The sequence below is a fragment of the Modestobacter sp. SYSU DS0657 genome, from assembly GCF_054050925.1.
On the sequence record NZ_JBJHAG010000037.1, the window covers coordinates 1 to 16381 of the forward strand.

At 76.1% G+C, this 16381-nt stretch carries 13 protein-coding genes; 6 read left to right on the forward strand and 7 right to left on the reverse strand.

All coding sequences use genetic code 11. The annotated features are described in order from the left end of the window. The first annotated feature begins 220 nt into the window (after positions 1-220). Together ACI79A_RS17975 and ACI79A_RS17980 are read left to right on the forward strand one after the other, a co-directional pair. Positions 221-709 carry a hypothetical protein gene (locus tag ACI79A_RS17975; protein ID WP_457085124.1) on the forward strand — a complete coding sequence of 163 codons (489 nt, stop codon included), beginning with the start codon at positions 221-223 and terminating at the stop codon, positions 707-709. After that, entirely contained in the window at positions 706-1635 is a 930-nt protein-coding gene (locus ACI79A_RS17980) for an MFS transporter permease (RefSeq protein WP_457085125.1), read from the forward strand. Before ACI79A_RS17975 ends, ACI79A_RS17980 begins: the two co-directional genes overlap by 4 nt. A 120-nt stretch (positions 1636-1755) precedes the next feature. Here the strand turns inward: ACI79A_RS17980 and ACI79A_RS17985 are convergent, their stop codons facing one another. Then, entirely contained in the window at positions 1756-2049 is a 294-nt protein-coding gene (locus ACI79A_RS17985; protein WP_457085126.1) for a WXG100 family type VII secretion target, read from the reverse strand. Between the two features lie 152 nt (positions 2050-2201). Between ACI79A_RS17985 and ACI79A_RS17990 the strand changes: the two genes are divergently transcribed. Further along, a complete protein-coding gene (locus ACI79A_RS17990) occupies positions 2202-6425 on the forward strand; it encodes an FtsK/SpoIIIE domain-containing protein (protein ID WP_457085127.1) in 4224 nt (1407 codons plus the stop codon). 13 nt (positions 6426-6438) lie between these two features. Here the strand turns inward: ACI79A_RS17990 and ACI79A_RS17995 are convergent, their stop codons facing one another. The 4 genes from ACI79A_RS17995 to ACI79A_RS18010 form a co-directional block, all read right to left on the reverse strand. Further along, the gene (locus ACI79A_RS17995; RefSeq protein ID WP_457085128.1) at positions 6439-6951 is read right to left on the reverse strand and encodes a DUF6912 family protein; all 513 of its coding nucleotides are present in this window, start codon (positions 6949-6951) and stop codon (positions 6439-6441) included. 132 nt (positions 6952-7083) lie between these two features. Next, the gene (locus ACI79A_RS18000) at positions 7084-8481 is read right to left on the reverse strand and encodes a WS/DGAT/MGAT family O-acyltransferase (RefSeq protein WP_457085129.1); all 1398 of its coding nucleotides are present in this window, start codon (positions 8479-8481) and stop codon (positions 7084-7086) included. A 92-nt stretch (positions 8482-8573) separates the two neighbouring features. Continuing rightward, complete coding sequence (locus tag ACI79A_RS18005) at positions 8574-9851, reverse strand: AAA family ATPase (protein ID WP_457085130.1); 1278 nt, start codon at positions 9849-9851, stop codon at positions 8574-8576. Beyond that, positions 9851-10591, reverse strand: a complete 741-nt coding sequence (locus ACI79A_RS18010) for an SAF domain-containing protein (protein ID WP_457085131.1) — start codon at positions 10589-10591, stop codon at positions 9851-9853. The genes ACI79A_RS18005 and ACI79A_RS18010 overlap by 1 nt, the downstream gene beginning before the upstream one ends. 196 nt (positions 10592-10787) lie before the next feature. Between ACI79A_RS18010 and ACI79A_RS18015 the strand changes: the two genes are divergently transcribed. Continuing rightward, positions 10788-11036, forward strand: coding sequence for a helix-turn-helix domain-containing protein (locus ACI79A_RS18015; protein WP_457085132.1), 249 nt, complete (start codon positions 10788-10790; stop codon positions 11034-11036). A 17-nt stretch (positions 11037-11053) separates the two neighbouring features. Here the strand turns inward: ACI79A_RS18015 and ACI79A_RS18020 are convergent, their stop codons facing one another. Further along, positions 11054-11620, reverse strand: a complete 567-nt coding sequence (locus tag ACI79A_RS18020; RefSeq protein WP_457085133.1) for a hypothetical protein — start codon at positions 11618-11620, stop codon at positions 11054-11056. An 85-nt stretch (positions 11621-11705) separates the two neighbouring features. Here ACI79A_RS18020 and ACI79A_RS18025 point away from each other — a divergent pair, with 85 nt between their 5' ends. Both ACI79A_RS18025 and ACI79A_RS18030 read left to right on the forward strand, forming a co-directional pair. Further along, positions 11706-12485 (forward strand): LysM peptidoglycan-binding domain-containing protein, encoded by a 780-nt coding sequence (locus tag ACI79A_RS18025; protein ID WP_457085134.1) that lies wholly within the window; start codon positions 11706-11708, stop codon positions 12483-12485. Then, entirely contained in the window at positions 12482-13063 is a 582-nt protein-coding gene (locus tag ACI79A_RS18030; protein WP_457085135.1) for an Rv3235 family protein, read from the forward strand. The genes ACI79A_RS18025 and ACI79A_RS18030 overlap by 4 nt, the downstream gene beginning before the upstream one ends. Before the next feature lie 111 nt (positions 13064-13174). Here ACI79A_RS18030 and secA read toward each other — a convergent pair whose 3' ends face one another. Next, entirely contained in the window at positions 13175-16312 is a 3138-nt protein-coding gene (gene secA / locus ACI79A_RS18035) for a preprotein translocase subunit SecA (RefSeq protein WP_457085136.1), read from the reverse strand. Positions 16313-16381 lie beyond the last annotated feature (69 nt).

Genomic DNA, 16381 nt, shown 5'->3' on the forward strand with positions numbered 1-16381 from the left:
GGGGGGGGGGGGGGGGCGGCGGGGGGGGCGCCGCGGGGCGCGCGGGGGGGGGGGGGGGGGGTGGGGGCCCCCCCGGGCGGGCCCCCCCCCCCCGCCGCACCGGCTCGCGACGACGGGACGCGGACGCCCCAGGCGACCCCCGTTCCACACGCGGAACGGGAGTTGCCCGGGCGGGGCGACGATGGCCCGCACGCACGGGCGCCGCTCCTACGATGGCCCGGTGCACCTGCAGTCCGCTCCCGACCTGCCCGCCGAGGGTGAGGTGGTGCGGCTGACGTCAGCCGGGCGGCGTGCCCGGCTCGCCGCCGCGGCGGTGGTGCTGGCGCTGCTGCTGGCCGGCACCGTCTGGGGCGACGACGACGCGTTCCCCTTCGGCCCGTTCCGGATGTACTCGACCCGCGCGAACCCGGACACCCCGGTGACCTCCACCCGGGTGGTCGGGCTGACCCCGGCCGGCACGGAGGTGCGGCTGTCCGGTGGGGAGGTCGGCCTGCGCCGGGCGGAGTTCGAGGGGCAGCTCCCCCGCATCCACCGTGACCCCTCGCTGCTGGGGCTCCTCGCCGACTCATACGCCGAGCACCACCCCGATGCCGAGGAGCTGGTGGAGGTGCAGGTCGTGCAGCGCCGCTTCGAGCTCTCCGACGGCCAGCGGACCGGCGAGGTCAGCGACCGGGTGCTGATCGAGTACCAGCTGGAGGACGACGGATGAGCACCGCAGCCACCACCCCACCCGCCGCGGCACCGGTGCGCCCCGAGGAGGCGCCGGCCGTCCCCGGCACCCCCAGCTGGTGGTTCCGCCCGGTGCCGCTGGCCCGCATCGCGGTCTTCCGGGTGATCGCCTACCTGTTCATCCCGGTCGACGTCTTCCTGACCACGGGGTGGGTGCGTGCCCACGCCGACGTGCCCACCGACTGGTACCAGCCGCTGCTGATCGGCCGGCTGCTGCACCTGCCCACCCCGACGCACACCCTCGTGGTGGTCGTGCAGTGGGCGCTGGTGCTCGCCGCGGTGGCCGCCGCCACCGGCCGCGCGCCCCGGCTGCTCGGCGCCACCGTCTTCCTCCTGTACATGGAGTGGATGGTGATCGCGATGAGCTACGGGAAGGTCGACCACGACCGGATCGCCTTCCTGGTCGCCCTCGCCGTGCTGCCCACCATCGGGGCGGCCCGGTTCCGGGACCGCCGCTCCTCGGAGGCCGCCGGCTTCGCGATGGCCGCCGTGCTGGTCACCGTGATGCTCACCTACTTCCTCGCCGCCTGGGCGAAGATCCGGTTCGGGGGCTGGGACTGGGCCACCGGGTCGACGCTCACCCGCGCCGTGCTGCGCCGCGGCACGGACCTGTCGATGTGGACGCTGGACGTGGCCTGGCTGCTGCCGGCGGCGCAGTGGGTGATGATCGTGGTCGAGCTGGCCGCACCGCTGATCCTGCTGGTGCGCACCGACCGGGCCCGGATCGGCCTGGTGCTCTTCCTGCTCGGCTTCCACGTGATGGTCTACGCCGGCGTCAGCATCATCTTCCTGCCGCACTGCATCGCGATCCTGTCGATCCTGCCCTGGGAGCGGCTTACCGCCCGCCGCCGGGACACGACCCCCGACCGACCCACCGCGCCGGTGCCGGCTCCCGCCCGGAGCTGACCGGCGCCGGGTGCGGCGGCACCCGACACCTGGGACCGCGCCTCTCGGGTCGCGAGCACCTCAGATCGCGGCGCCTCACATCGCGGCGCCTCACATCGCGGCGCCTCACATCGCGGCGCCTCAGATCATCGCGCCGATCCGGGCGGCCATCTCCGCCTCGTGCTGCTGGTAGGCGGCCGCGACGTTGGTGAGCAGCTGCCCCATCCCGGTCAGCGCCTCGCTCAGCCCCTGGCTGGACAGCCGCCACTTCTCGTAGAGCTCGGTGAACTGCACCGCCGCCTGGCTGTCGGTCCACCCCTCGAGCACCGAGGTGTTGATCCCGGCGGACAACGCCGTGTGCCGCGCCGTGGTCTCCCCGGCCTCGGCCTGGCACCGGCCGGCCATCCCCTGCAACGTCGCGATGTCGACCTTCACCGTTCCTCCTCCTGACCCGGGCACCTCCCGGGTGGAGCAGGACGCTAGGTGGCCGGGCCGGTCGGCGTCGTCCGTCGTCCACAGCCTCCGGCGCTGTCCACAGATCCGCCGGGCCGGCGCCACGGGCGATCCGGGAGCGGCACGATCCCCCGGTGCCCACCTCAGCCGGCGCCCCGGGCGGGGCGCGGACCACCAGCCGCAGCTGGACGCTGCACACGGCCCGGGGCGCCGTCGACGTCGAGGTCTCCGCGCCCGAGGACGCCGTGCTGGACGACGTCCTGCCCGCCCTCGCCGTCGAGCTGGGCCCGTCGGCCGGCCCGCTGTGGTCCGGCTCGACGGAGCTGCCCGGCGGCACACCGCTGTCGGTCCCCGAGCTGCACCACGCCGCAGTGCTGGGCTGGGGCCGTCCCGCCCCGCGGGACCCGACCACGGAGCGGGCCGGGGCGCTGGAGCTGCAGGTCGTCGGTGGGCCCGACGCCGGGCGCTGCCTGCCGCTGGGGCGCGGGCGGCTCGTCGTGGGGAGGAGCTCGACGTGCGGGCTGCACCTGGACGACCCGGACGTGTCCCGCCGGCACGCCGCCGTCACCGTCGCCGAGGGGCGGGTGACCGTCGCCGACCTCGGTTCCTCGAACGGCACGGTGCTGACCACGCGGCAGGGCGCTGTCCCGCTGGGCTCCGCCGAGACGACCTGGCCGGTGGGCGAGGCGATCCGGCTGGGTGCCACCACCCTCCGGCTGACCGGCCCCGCGGGCTCCCCGCTGGAGAGCCTGGACGCCAGCGCGGGACGGCTGGTGGTGCGTCCCGTCGCGGTCACCCCACCGCCGCCCGTCCCCGTCACCGTCGAGCTGCCCGCCCCGCCGGCCGACCCGCCGAGCCGGCGCCTGAGCTGGGTGGCGGTGTCCCTGCCCGCGGTCGGCGGCGTCGCGATGGCCTGGCTGCTCGACACCCCGGCGTTCCTGTTCTTCGCCCTGCTCAGCCCGGCGGTGGCCGTGGCCGGCTGGTGGTCCGACCGGCTCACCGGCCGCCGGGCCGGCCGGCGGGCCCGCGCCGAGCACGCGGTCGCGCTGGCCCGGGCGGAGCTCGAGCTGGCTGCCGCGGTCACCGCAGACGTGGTCGGCCAGGACGAGCGCCACCCCGACGTCGCCCGGCTGGTCGCCGCGGCGCGGCGGCGGGTCGCACCGCTGTGGTCCCGCAGCGCGCACGACCCGTCCGGCTGGGTGGTGCGCCTGGGCAGCGGCCCCGGCCCCACGGCGGTGACCGCCTCCGGCCCGGACGGCGGGCGATCCGCGGCGCCGGCCGACGCCGTCCCGATCACCCTGGACCTCGGTTCCTGCGGCGGTCTGACGCTCTCCGGCCCGCGGCCGGCCGTCCTGGCCACGACGCGGACCCTGGTGTGCCAGCTGGCCGCGCTCTGCCCGCCCGGGGCCCTGTCCCTCGAGCTGGTCTGCGCCCCGGCCCGACTCGCCGACTGGGCGTGGGTCCGCTGGCTGCCGCAACTGGGCGGGGTCCACCCGGCCGGGCTCTCCGCGGGCGACCGGCCCGTCGCCTCCCCGGCCGGCGGCGGAGGCGGTGACCGGGGCGGCGACACCGGTGGCCGGACCCTCGTCGTGGTCGACGGCCCCATGGACGCCGAGACCCGGGCCGCGCTGGTGGCCGCTGCACCGCGCGTGGCCGTGCTCGAGCTCACCGATCGGCCGGGGCCGGCATCCGGTGCGCAGCTGACCGTCACCGGCGAGACCGGTTCGGCCGGCCGGCTCGTGCTGCCCGGCACCCCCGGCCGCCCGATCACGCTGGACGGGGTGCGGGAGACCACGGCGGCGGCACTGGCCCGCACACTGGCCGCGCTCACCGCGCCGGCCGACGGGTCCGGGATCCCCGACAGCGCCCGGCTGCTCGAGCTCTGCGCACCCCCCGGGCGGACCGGCGACCAGCCCACCCCTGACTGGGACCGTTCGCGCACCCGGCTGACGGCCACCCTCGGCGCCACCAGCCGCGGCCCGCTGACCCTGGACCTGGTGGCCCAGGGGCCGCACGCGCTCGTCGCGGGCACGACGGGGTCGGGGAAGTCCGAGCTGCTGCAGACCCTGGTCGCCAGCCTGGCGCTGCACCACCCACCGGACCGCTGCAGCCTCCTGCTGGTCGACTACAAGGGCGGCGCGGCCTTCGCCGAGGCCGCCGCGATGCCGCACACCGTCGGGGTGCTCACCGACCTGGACCACCAGTCGACCGCGCGAGCGCTGCGGTCCCTGGCCGCCGAGCTCACCCGCCGGGAGCGGCTGCTCGCCGCCCACGGCGCCCGGGACGTCGGGAGCCTGCCCGACGAGGTGGCGCTGGCCCGGTTGGTCATCGTGGTCGACGAGTTCGCCACCCTGGTGGAGGACCTGCCCGGCTTCGTCAGCGGACTGGTGGGCATCGCGCAGCGCGGGCGCTCCCTGGGGGTGCACCTGGTCCTCGCCACCCAGCGCCCCTCCGGGGTGGTGAGCCCGGAGATCCGGGCCAACTGCTCCCTGCGGATCTGCCTGCGCACCACCGACGAGGCCGAGGCCCGCGACGTGCTCGGCGGCGCACCGCCCGCCCAGCTGCCCGCCGACCGCCCCGGTCGGGCGTGGCTGCGCGCCGGCAGCGCGGCACCGGTCCTCCTCCAGGTCGCCCGGGTCTCCACACCGGCACCGGCCGGGCCGGAGGTCCACGTGCGCCGGCGGGCCTGGCCACCGCAGTCCGCACCCGCCACGAGAAGGTGCCGCAGCGACGGCACCACCGACCTCGCCCGGATCGTCGCCGCCGTCGGTCGGCGGGCGGCCGGAGAGGGGCTGCAGCCGCCCCCGCGTCCCTGGCTGCCCCCGCTCCCCAGCCGGCTCACCGTCGCCGACCTGCTCACCGACCGGGCCACGACCGGCCCGACGGTCCTCCGGATCGGCCTGCTCGACGTCCCCGACCGGCAGGTGCAACCGCCCCTCGAGCTGGACCTCGCCGCCGGTGGCGGCTGGCTGGCGGTGGGTGGGCCGCGCAGTGGGCGGAGCACCGCGCTGGAGACGGTGCTGACGGAGGCGGCGACGCAGCTCTCCCCCGATCAGCTGCACGTCCACGTGCTCGACCACGGCGGCGGCGCGGTGGGCACGCGAGCCGCGGAGCTGCCGCACACCGGCACCGTGGTGGGGCGCGGCGACCCGCACCGCAGTGGTCGGCTGCTGCACCGGCTGGCCGCGGAGCTGGAGCGCCGGCGTGCCGGGCACCCGCCGGACCAGCCGCTCGTCCTCCTGCTGGTCGACGGCTACGACAGCCTCGCCGCCGAGCTCGAGAACGGCGACCCCGCGGGCGGCGCCGCCGATCTCATCCGCCTCTGCCGGGAGGGCGGTGCGGTGGGGCTGACCGTCGCCCTGACGGCCGATCGGGCGGTGCCCGGGAGCAGGCTGGCCAGTGCGGTGCGGGAGCGTCTGGTCCTGCCACTGCCGGACCGCACCGACTACGCGGTCGCCGGGGTGCCCGCCCGCGCGGTGCCCGAGCACCGCCCCCCGGGCCGGGCACTGGTGGGTGAGGACGCCGTGGAGTGCCAGCTGGCCTCGCCCCGGGGCACCGTCCGGGCCTGGCCGCCGCGCACCGGCGGCTCCGCCCCGGTGCGGGTCACCGACCTGCCCGCCGACCCCGAGCTGCCGTTGCCGTTCCCGGACGCGGGGTACCGCTGGCTCCCCGTGGGCCCCGGTGGCGACGAGGGCCAGGTGACCGGGGTCGACCTCGGGGCAGGCGGTGGGCTGCTGGTCGTCGGTCCGCCCGGGAGCGGCCGCAGCGAGGCGGTGCGCGCCTTCGGCCGGCACTGCCGCGCCAGCGGCGCCCGGGTGCTCGAACTGGCGGCGCCGCCCCCGGGCGACGGCCACGACGGCCAGCAGCACCGGGGCGGCCAGGACAGCCCGGACAGCCCGGAGCACCGGGTCGACCGGGTGGACCGGGTGGACCGGGTGGACCGCGGCGACGTGACCGGGCTGCGGGCCTGGCTCGCCGAGCCGGGCCCCGGCGCCAGGGTGGTGCTGGCCGACGACGTCACCTCGCTGCCCGACGCAGTGGCCGACGCGCTCGCGGTGGCGGCCGGCGCACCGGCCGGGAGCCCCGCGGGTGACGCACCCGCCTCGGGTGCCGTGCTGGTCATCGCGGCCGGCAGCCCGGCCGAGCTGGCCGGGAGCTTCCGCGGGCCGGTGGCCGCGCTGCGCCGGTCCCGCACCGCACTGCTGCTTCGTCCGGGCCCCGGCGACGCCGAACTGCTCGGGCTGCGCCTCCCGCGCACGCCCCTGCCGGGCCGGCCCGGCTCCGGGTGGCTGCTCGTCCGCGGCGAGCCGACGCGGGTGCAGGTCGCACGGCGCCGGATCCCGCGCGAGGCGGCGTGACCCGGCGCGGTGGTCAGAGCAGCTCGAGCGCCGGCCCGATCTCCTGCGTCGCGTACCAGGCGAGCTCGTGGCCCTCGGCCTGGTCCACGGCGAACTGCGCCTCGTCACTGCCCAGGTCTGCCTCCAGCACCACGGCGACCGCGGCCGCGACGTCCGCCTCGGCCTCGGCCACGTCGAGGTGCGCGCTGGCCACGTCCGCCAGGGCGACGGCAGCGGTGGTCCGCGCGGCCCCGGGATCAGCGGCGGGGTCCTCGATCGGGGTCAGCGAGGCGTCGGGCACGTCGGCGGCCAGCACCACCCGGCGCCGGGCGGCGGTCGGGTCGACGTCGATCAGCCGGAGGCTGGCCCGGGCCGCGGCGAGCAGCGCGGCGTACTCCAGCTCCTCGTCGTCGCTGAGACCGTCGCTCAGCTCGTAGTGGCTGCGCAGCTGCGGCGTGACGGCGAACACCGTGAGCGGACCCTCCAGTCGGCCGTCGTCCAGCAGCCGTCGCAGGACGGTCGTCGTGGCCGGCACGTACACGCGCACCCGGGTCGCCTCCTCAGTCGTGGAACAGCGACCGTAACGTCGCCGGCCGCGCGCCTCGTTCCCCGGCAGGCGAGAGCAGCCGGTCCGGCCACCTCCCGGAGCGCCTGCGAGGGGTGGGCAGGAGGTACTCCCTCAGCCGGCGGCCCCGCGCAGGTCGCCGACCTCCTGCTCGATGAGGTCGGCGAGCACCTCGACGTCGCTGATGCTGTCCCGGTCGGCGTTCAGGCCGACGTACACGGTGCCGTCGTAGCTGGTCAGGCCGATGGCCAGGCCCTGCCCGCGAACCAGCGGCACCACCGGGAAGACCTCGACCATCCGGGCCCCGCCCGCGTACAGCGGCACCTGCGGTCCGGGGACGTTGGTGACCACCAGGTTGAACAGCCGCCGCGACAGCCCGCTGGCGGCGCGGGCGCCGAGGGCGTGCAGGGTCGGCGGGGCGAAACCGGACAGCGCGCTGAGCGTGTCGGCGCCCACCGACTGGCTGCGCGGCGCCAGCCCGCGCATGGCGTAGCTGATCCGGGCCAGGCGCACCCGCGGGTTCGGCTCCCCGACCGGCAGGTCCACCAGCAACGAGGAGACCCGGTTGCCGCCCGCGTCGTCGTCGGTGCGCACCGACACCGGCACCAGGGCCCGCACCACGGTGCTGCCCACCACCGGCTCCCCGCGGGACAGCAACCACTCCCGCAGCGCCCCGGTGACCGTGCTGAGCAGCACGTCGTTGACGGTGCCGCCGAGGGACCGGCGCACCTCCCGCAGCTCCGCCAGGGACACCCGGGCGACGGCGAACCGCCGCTGCCGGCCGATCGGCGCGTTCAGCGGGCTGGCCGGGGCCGGGGACACCGCGGTCCGGGCGGCGGCGGCCAGCAGGCCGGTGGCCACGCCGGCCCAGCGGGCGGCCGTGGCCCGCACGTCACCGACCGCGGTCCGGGCGGTGTCCAGCACGGCCGAGGGCCGCTGCAGGTAGTCCTCGACCGCCTCCCAGACCAGCGCGGCCGGGCCCGGAGGGCGCCGGGGCCGCCAGTCGTCGGGCACGGCCACCGTGCCGGCATCGGCGTGCGGGCTGGTGTCCAGGATGACCTGCCCGATGTCGATGGCGCCGAGCTCGTCGACCAGCGCCGGGTGGGTCTTGGTCACCACCGCCGTGCGGTCACCGGCCAGCCCCTCGACCAGGTACATCTCCCACAGCGGCCGGGTGCGGTCCAGCGGCCGGGCGGTCAGCCGCGCGACCAGGTCCAGCAGCTGCTCCTCGGTGCCCGGGCGGGGCAGCGCGGAGCGCCGGACGTGGTAGCTGATGTCGAAGTCCGGGTCGTCGACCCAGGCCGGGTTGGCCAGGTGCCCGGGCACCTCCAGCACCTTCTGCCGGTAGCGGGGCACGAGCGGCAGGCGGGCCTGGACCAGCGCGACGAGCGCCTCGTGGTCGAGCCCGCCGTCGGGGCACTCGAGCACCAGCACCCCACCCACGTGCATGGGCGTCGCCGGTTCCTCGAGGTACAGGAAGGACGCGTCCAGCGCGGTGAGCCGTTGGACCACGGCGTGACCTCCCTCACTGACGGTCGCCCCAACCTACGGGGTGGCCCTCCACCCGGTCGGGGTGGCCCCACGGGTCCGCCCCGACCGGCGGCTCAGCCGCGAGCGCGCCGGCGGCCCACCGGCACCGGTGCACCGCTCAGTCCGGCGGCGAGCTCGCGCAGCGCGGCCCGCAGCGGAGACCCCGGCGCCACCTCGGCCAGCGTCCGGCCCGCGGCGAGGGCGGTGTCGGTCGATCGCCGGTCCGCGGGGAGGAAGCAGTCCACCTCCGCGCCGGTGAAGCGGGCCAGCGCCGCAGCGACCTCCCGCCGCGGGTCCCCGGCCACCGGGCCGCGGCGCAGCTGGTTGACGACCACCCTCGGGTGGACCTCGGGCAGCACCGCACGCAGCTCGTCGAGCGCCCGGATCGTCCGCTGCAGCGCCACCGGATCGGCACCGCTCACGCACAGCACCTCGTCCGCGGCCTCGAGCACGGCCAGGGTGGCGCCGTTGCGCCGGGGCGCCGCCGTGTCGAAGGACAGCTCCTCGTCCTCCTCCAGGCAGAACGCGCAGTCGACCACGGTGAGGGAGGCCAGCCGCCGGGCCTCCTCCAGCACCACGGCGACCGCCTGCGGACGCAGCTCCGGCCACCGGTCGGCGCGCGCCAGCCCGGTGAGCACCCGCAACCGTGGCCCCACCGCCCCGGCCAGCCGGGACAGCGCGGGGCCGTCGAGGGTGCCCGCGCCGGCCTGCCTCGCGGCAGCGGCCACCCCCGGCGACTCGTCCAGCAGCCCGAGGACCTGGGCCACCACGCCGCCGTAGACGTCGGCGTCCACCAGCAGGGTGCTCACGTCCAGCCGGGCCGCCTCGTCGGCCAGGCCCACCGCGACCGTGGTCCGCCCCGGGGCTCCCGTCGGACCCCAGACGGCCACCACCCGACCCCGCCCGGCCGGCCGGGGCGGCTCCTCGTGACCCGGCTCGGCCGGGCGGAGGGCCCCACGCGGGTCGGCGACGTCCCAGCCGGCCGGCACACCCCCGGCGACCGCGGCCCGCAGCGCCCGCGCGATCTCCTCCGCCGGTGCGTCGGCCGGCAGCACCCGCTCGACGCCGAGCTGGCGCAGCCGGTCGCCGGCACGCAGGTCACCGGGCTCTACCAACCCCACCACCGCGACCCCCGCGGCGATCAACCTGTTCACGGCGGCGCCGTCCAGCCTCCGCAGCTCAGCGGAGAGCAGCGCGGCCTGGCCGGTGCCGGTGCTGGCCGCGGCGAGCAGGTCGGCGACGTCGACGCACCGGCGGACGACGGTGACGCCGTGGTCCTCCCGGTCCAGGGCTCCGACCAGCTCGGACTCCCAGGCGGCCCCGGTGACGGCGGTGAAGACCTGCAGCCCCATCAGCCGGTCGGTCCCCGGTCGGCGGCGGCGTCCCCGGAGGTCGTCGTTCCGGCAGCGGCGTCGACCGAGTCGCGCACCACCACGACCAGCCCGCGGCCACCGATGGCGGCCAGCACCACAGGGGCGTCGTCGGTCGGGACGGTGACCACGACCTGCAGGGTGCTCGTGGAGGCCGACAGCACGCCGTCGGACCGACCGGTCACCGCCTGGACCGGTGCGGCGCCGACCACCAGGTCCACGTCGCCCCCCGTCTCGAGGGAGGCGCCCACGGCCGGGTCGGCCACCGCGTAGACGTCGACCAGCTGACCACGGGACAGCCCCGGCGGCACGAACCCGGCCTGGACCGGCAGCGCCAGCTGGACCTGCCCGGTGACCTCCTCCAGCGCCGACCTGGGCACCAGCTCACCGGCGCGGACCGCTCGCGCGAGCACCCGGCCCTCGGGGCGCGTGCTCGCGGACAGGTAGGCGCCGGCGACGTCGTCCAGCCGCACCGGCACCGAGACCAGGTCCGCGGCGGTCAGCACCGTGCCCGCCGCCAGGTCGGCGCCGGCCGACCACACGGGCACGGTCGCGTCGGCCGCGGTGACGACGCGGGCCCCGACCAGCACCGACCCGAGCACCAGCAGGACACCGAGGACGAGGCGCAGGTCCAGCCAGCGCGGCGGGCGGACGCGCCGGACGACCGGGCCGGTCGGCGCCGACCCGACGCCGGGGGCCACGGAGGTGGTCGGCGCGCTCATGCCTGGTCGTCCCTCCCCGGATGACGGCCGGACGGGATGCGTCCGGAGCAGTACCGCTCGGTGCAGCGGAGGCAGATCATGACCGAGGAACCGCCGGCCGCGCAGCCGTTGTCCACACGTTCGGGTGGACGATGCAGCCCTGGACCACCCGACTGACAGACTGGCGACCACCTTCGACGGGAGAGCGACCCACCTCATGGCGACCCAGCGGTTCTGGACCCTCGACGACGTCGCGGAGATCCTCAACGTCTCCTGGTCGCAGGCCTACGCGATGGTCCGCCGCAAGGAGCTCGTCGCGATCCAGATCGGCGGCCGGGGCCAGTGGCGGGTGGAGAAGGACGAGCTGGAGCGCTTCATCCAGCAGAAGTACGCCGAGGCGCGTGCAGGCGAGCCGGAGGCGCTCGACAGCGCGGCGAACGACACGCAGGTCGACTCCTCCTCCTGACCGGCTGAGCTCCGGGCTCAGACCGCCGCCGGCGGCAGGGTGCGCACGGCGACCACCGCCGCCAGCACGACCGCCCGCACCCCGCTGACCGCACCCCGCCGGCGCGGGCGGTCGATCGCGTGCTCGGCCAGCTCCAGGTGGTCGGCGCCCACCCGGTCGACGGTGCCGGCGAAGACGCTGCCGTCGTCGAGCAGGCACTGCACCGTCGCACGATCGCGGGCCAGGCCACGCAGCGCCCGGCGGAGGTCCAGCCGTGACGGCGCACCGACGTCGGGGGCCGCCACGGTCACGGCCGTCAGCCCGCTCACGGCCCGGACCGCGCGGGTGGCGACCAGCAGCTCCCGCTGCTGGACGTCGGTCAGCAGCAGCCAGTCGACGCCCACCTCGACCAGCCGTCCGGCGAGTTCACCCACCCCGGCACAGGCCAGCGCGATCTCGGTGCCGACCGCGCCGCGCAGCCGATCGGCCAGCTGCAGCCGGCCGAGCTCCGCCCGCGACCGGGACGCCGCCTCGGCGTCGAGCTCGGCCGCCTCCTGCTCAGCCGCCTGCGCCTCGAGGTCGGCGAACAGCTGCTCCCAGCGCATGGCGGGAGCGTAGCCGTCCACAGATCATTTCGTTTGGTTGCATTTGCTTGCTTTGATCCTGTTTGGTGGTCATCCAGGAGGTGTGATGTCCACTCGGCGATGGATGACGACGACGGCGGCGATGGCCGCGGTCGCCTGGGCGCTGGCTGCCCTGGGCACCGATCCGGCCGCGGTGCGGACGGCGCTGGCCGACCCGCAGGGGCTGGTCGACGGCGCGGGCCCGGACGCGCTGGTGCTCGCAGCGGTCACCGCGGCGGCATGGCTGTGCTGGGCCTGGGGGGCCGTGGGCCTGCTCCTCACCGCGCTGTCCACCACGCCGGGCACGGCCGGCCGTGCGGCGAGCCGGCTGCTCCACCTGCTGCTGCCGGCCGGTGCCCGTCGAGCGGCCGCCCTCGCCGTCGGACTGGGGCTGGTCACCGCCGCGCCTGCGGTGGCCTGGCCCGCGCCCACCGTCGTCGCCACCGTCGCCGACACCACCGACCTCGGGTCGCCGGTGTCCGTGGACTGGCCGACGGCGCCCGGTGCCGACCGGCCGGCCGGCACCGACGTCGACTGGCCCGCGGCGCCCGGTGCCGACTGGCCACCATCCGGCGATCACCCCGGCGACGCCGCGGACGGGCCGGCCGGCCCCACCGCGCCCGACGTGCGGTCCGCGCAGCACGTGGTGCTGCGTGGGGACTGCCTGTGGGACATCGCGGCCGCCTGGCTGGCCCGGACGTCCCCCGGCACCCCGGTCACCGACGCCGCCACCGCCACCGCGGTCGCCGCCTGGTGGCAGGCGAACGCCGACGTGATCGGCCCCGACCCCGACCTCCTGCTGCCCGGTCAGGTGCTGCAGGCCCCGCCCTCCGAGGAGCTCCGATGAGCGCACCCCAGCACCAGCTGACCCCCTCCGTGCCCGGCGTGGCCGAGCCGACCACGCGACCGCGGATGCACCTGACGGTGGTGCCCACGCCGGGGCCGACGCTGGAGCCGGCGGCGCACCCGGTGCGGCTGCTCGTGCCCGGTCACCGGCACCGCCGGCCGGCGCCACCGCCCGGCCCACGCCCCCGGCTGGACCGGGCGGCGCACCTGTTCGCCCCGGAGGAGGCCGAGTTCGGCCCCCGCTGGTCGGGGCGCGCGGAACTGCCCGGTGCCGCCTCGGCCGGCCGGCGGCTGGTCACCCTCACCCTGGAGGCGTTCGCCGGCCGCCGACCGATGGCACAGCTGCAGCCGCTGGTCACCCCCGCGCTCTTCACCGCCCTCGCCGAGCGGCGCCGTCCGCGCTGGTGCGCCGAGGGCACGGCGCCGCTGCTGGTGGGCCGGGTGCACGTCTGCGAGCCGGTGGACGGCGTCGCGGAGGTCAGCGCGGTGGCCCGCCGGGCCGGGCGTGCCCACGCGGTCGCCGCCCGCCTGGAGGGCATCGACGGGCGCTGGCGGTGCACCGCGCTGCAGATCGGCTGAGCCCGGACAGCACGACGCCCCGCCGACCGGCCGGTCGGCGGGGCGTCGTTAGGCCCCCTTCCAGGGGCCCGCCCTGAGCTTGCGAAGGGTGGGGAGGAAGGGGGTCCTTTCTCAGCTGTTGGCGGCCGACCCGTGGCACTGTTTGAACTTCTTCCCCGAGCCGCAGGGGCAGGGAGCGTTGCGCGGGGTCTCCTTGGTGCCGGTGACCGTCGCCGACTTGGCCGCCTTCGGCCGGCCGGCGTCCTTGGCGGACTGGTCCAGGCCGGGCGCGCTGTAGGTCAGCTGCTCCTGCTTCGGCGCCTCGAGGCCCTTCACCGACAGCTGCGGCCCCCCGTCGGGCGCCCCGGGCACCGCGGCGGCGGCCGGGGCCTCGGGAGCCGTCGCGGTGGCGGGGGCGGGCTTCCGGGTGCGACGGGCGGAGCTCGCGGTCCCCGCACCGTCGCCCGAGCCATCGCCCGAGCCGTTGCCGTTCCCTGCCGGCACGGCGCCACTGCCGGCCGGCACGGCACCATCGCCGGTCGCGGCGGGCGGTGCACCGTTCCCGTCGGTGGCCGGCGCCGCACCGTCGGTGGCCGGCGCAGGGCCGTCGCCGTCGGTGCGCGCCGGGGCCTGCGCGGCCGTCGCGGTGGCCGCCTGGGCGGCCGCGGCCGCGGCCTGCCGCGCCAGCACCCGTTGGGTGCCGGCCTGGGCGCGGGCCAGCGCCTCCGCCTCGGACTGCGCCTGCTTGGCCCGGGCCTCGGCTTCCTGCTGCTCCTTGGTCTTGACCTCGATGTTGAACAGGAAGCCGACGGACTCCTCCTTGATCCCGTCGAGCATCGCGTTGAACATGTCGTAGCCCTCGCGCTGGTACTCCACGACCGGGTCGCGGTTGGCCATCGCGCGCAGGTGGATGCCGGCCCGCAGGTAGTCCATCTCGTAGAGGTGCTCGCGCCACTTGCGATCCAGCACCGAGAGCAGCACCCGCCGCTCCAGCTCGCGCATGACCTCCGCGCCGAGCGTGCTCTCCCGCTCCGCGTAGGCGCGCTCCACGTCGGCGAGCAGTTCGGCCTTGAGCACGTCGGCGGTGAGCGCCGCCTGGTCGCCGTCGGCCACCCGGTCCAGCAGCTCCTGCCGGTCCAGACCCACCGGGTACAGCGCCTTCAGGCCGGTCCACAGCTGCTCGAGGTCCCAGTCCTCGGCGTAACCGAGCTCGGTGGCGCCGTCCACGTAGGCGGCGACGACGTCGTCGACCATGCTGCGCACCTGCACGTGCAGGTCCTCGCCGTCGAGCACCTTGCGGCGCTCGGCGTAGATGACCGTGCGCTGGCGGTTGAGCACCTCGTCGTACTTCAGGACGTCCTTGCGGACCTCGTAGTTCTGCTGCTCCAGCTGCGTCTGCGCCGAGCGGATGGCCCGGCTGACCATCTTGTGCTCGATCGGCTGGTCGTCGGGGACCCGCAGCGTGTTCATCATGTTCTCGAGCATCGGCCCGTTGAACCGGCGCATCAGGTCATCGCCCAGCGACAGGTAGAACCGGGACTCGCCCGGGTCGCCCTGCCGGCCGGAGCGACCGCGCAGCTGGTTGTCGATGCGGCGGCTCTCGTGCCGCTCGGTGCCCAGCACGTAGAGGCCCCCGGCCTCGGCCACCTGGTCGTGCTCGGCCTTGACCTGCTCCTTGGCCGCCGCGAGCGCGTCGTCCCAGGCCGCCTCGTACTCCTCCGGGGTCTCCGTCGGGCTGAGGCCCTTCGCCCGCAGCGCCTCGTCGGCGATGAACTCGGCGTTGCCGCCGAGCTGGATGTCGGTGCCTCGCCCGGCCATGTTGGTGGCCACGGTGACCGCGCCGAGCCGGCCGGCCATCGCGATGATCGCGGCCTCCCGGGCGTGGTTCTTCGCGTTGAGCACCTCGTGCGGGATGCCGCGGCGGAGCAGGAACTTCGACAGGACCTCGGACTTCTCCACGCTGGCGGTGCCCACCAGCACCGGCTGCCCGGCCTCGTGCCGCTCGGCGATGTCGTCGACGACCGCCTCGAACTTGGCCTTCTCGGTCTTGTAGATCAGGTCGGCCTCGTCGGCCCGGATCATCGGCCGGTTGGTCGGGATCGGCACCACGCCCAGCCCGTAGGTCTGGTGCAGCTCGGCGGCCTCGGTCTGCGCCGTGCCGGTCATGCCGGAGAGCTTGTCGTAGAGCCGGAAGTAGTTCTGCAGGGTGATCGTGGCGAGCGTCTGGTTCTCGTCCTTGATCTGCACCCGCTCCTTGGCCTCGATGGCCTGGTGCATGCCCTCGTTGTAGCGACGGCCGGCCAGCACGCGGCCGGTGAACTCGTCGACGATGAGCACCTCGCCGTTGCTGACGATGTACTGCTGGTCCTTCTTGAACAGCTCCTTGGCCTTGAGGGCGTTGTTCAGGTAGCTGATCAGCGGGGTGTTGGCCGCCTCGTAGAGGTTGTCGATGCCCAGCTGGTCCTCGACGAACTCCACGCCCTCCTCGGTGATGGCGACCGTCCGCTTGCTCTCCTCGACCTCGTAGTGCCGGTCGCGCTTCATCAGCGGAGCGATGCGGGCGAACTCGCCGTACCAGCGGGCGCTGGACTCGGCCGGGCCGCTGATGATCAACGGCGTGCGGGCCTCGTCGATGAGGATCGAGTCGACCTCGTCGACGATGGCGTAGGCGTGCCCGCGCTGCACCAGGTCGGCCTTGGACCAGGCCATGTTGTCGCGCAGGTAGTCGAAGCCGAACTCGTTGTTCGTGCCGTGCGTGATGTCGGCCAGGTACTGCTCCCGGCGGACGTCGGGCCGCTGCCCGGAGACGATCGTGCCGACGCTCAGGCCCAGGAACCGCTGCACCCGGCCCATCCACTCCGCGTCGCGGGTGGCCAGGTAGTCGTTGGTGGTGATGACGTGCACGCCCTCGCCGGACAGCGCGTTGAGGTAGGCCGGCAGCACACCGGTGAGCGTCTTGCCCTCACCGGTCTTCATCTCGGCGATGTTCCCCAGGTGCAGGGCCGCGCCACCCATCAGCTGGACCCGGTAGTGCCGCTGGCCCAGCGTGCGCTTGCTCGCCTCGCGCACCACCGCGAACGCCTCGGGCAGCAACTGGTCGAGGGTCTCCCCGTCGCCGTAGCGCGCCTTGAACTCGTCGGTCTTGGCCCGCAGCTCGGCGTCGGTGAGGTCGACGACCTCGACCTCCAGCGCCTCGACCGCATCGGCGATCTTCGACAGACGACGGACGATCTTGCCCTCACCGGCACGCAGGATCTTGGAGAACACCACGACCCCAGCGTAGGCGGCGCAGCCGGGCAGCGGTCCCGACGTGGCCGATCTCCCTACCCCGCGCGGTTC

Excerpts from the sequence above, each read along its gene's own strand:
- ACI79A_RS18020 (WP_457085133.1), bottom strand. The coding sequence starts at position 11,620 with ATGCGCTGGGAGCAGCTGTTCGCCGACCTCGAGGCGCAGGCGGCTGAG.
- ACI79A_RS18025 (WP_457085134.1), top strand. The coding sequence starts at position 11,706 with ATGTCCACTCGGCGATGGATGACGACGACGGCGGCGATGGCCGCGGTC.
- ACI79A_RS18010 (WP_457085131.1), bottom strand. The coding sequence starts at position 10,591 with ATGAGCGCGCCGACCACCTCCGTGGCCCCCGGCGTCGGGTCGGCGCCG.
- ACI79A_RS18030 (WP_457085135.1), top strand. The coding sequence starts at position 12,482 with ATGAGCGCACCCCAGCACCAGCTGACCCCCTCCGTGCCCGGCGTGGCC.
- ACI79A_RS18015 (WP_457085132.1), top strand. The coding sequence starts at position 10,788 with ATGGCGACCCAGCGGTTCTGGACCCTCGACGACGTCGCGGAGATCCTC.
- ACI79A_RS18005 (WP_457085130.1), bottom strand. The coding sequence starts at position 9,851 with ATGGGGCTGCAGGTCTTCACCGCCGTCACCGGGGCCGCCTGGGAGTCC.
- ACI79A_RS17980 (WP_457085125.1), top strand. The coding sequence starts at position 706 with ATGAGCACCGCAGCCACCACCCCACCCGCCGCGGCACCGGTGCGCCCC.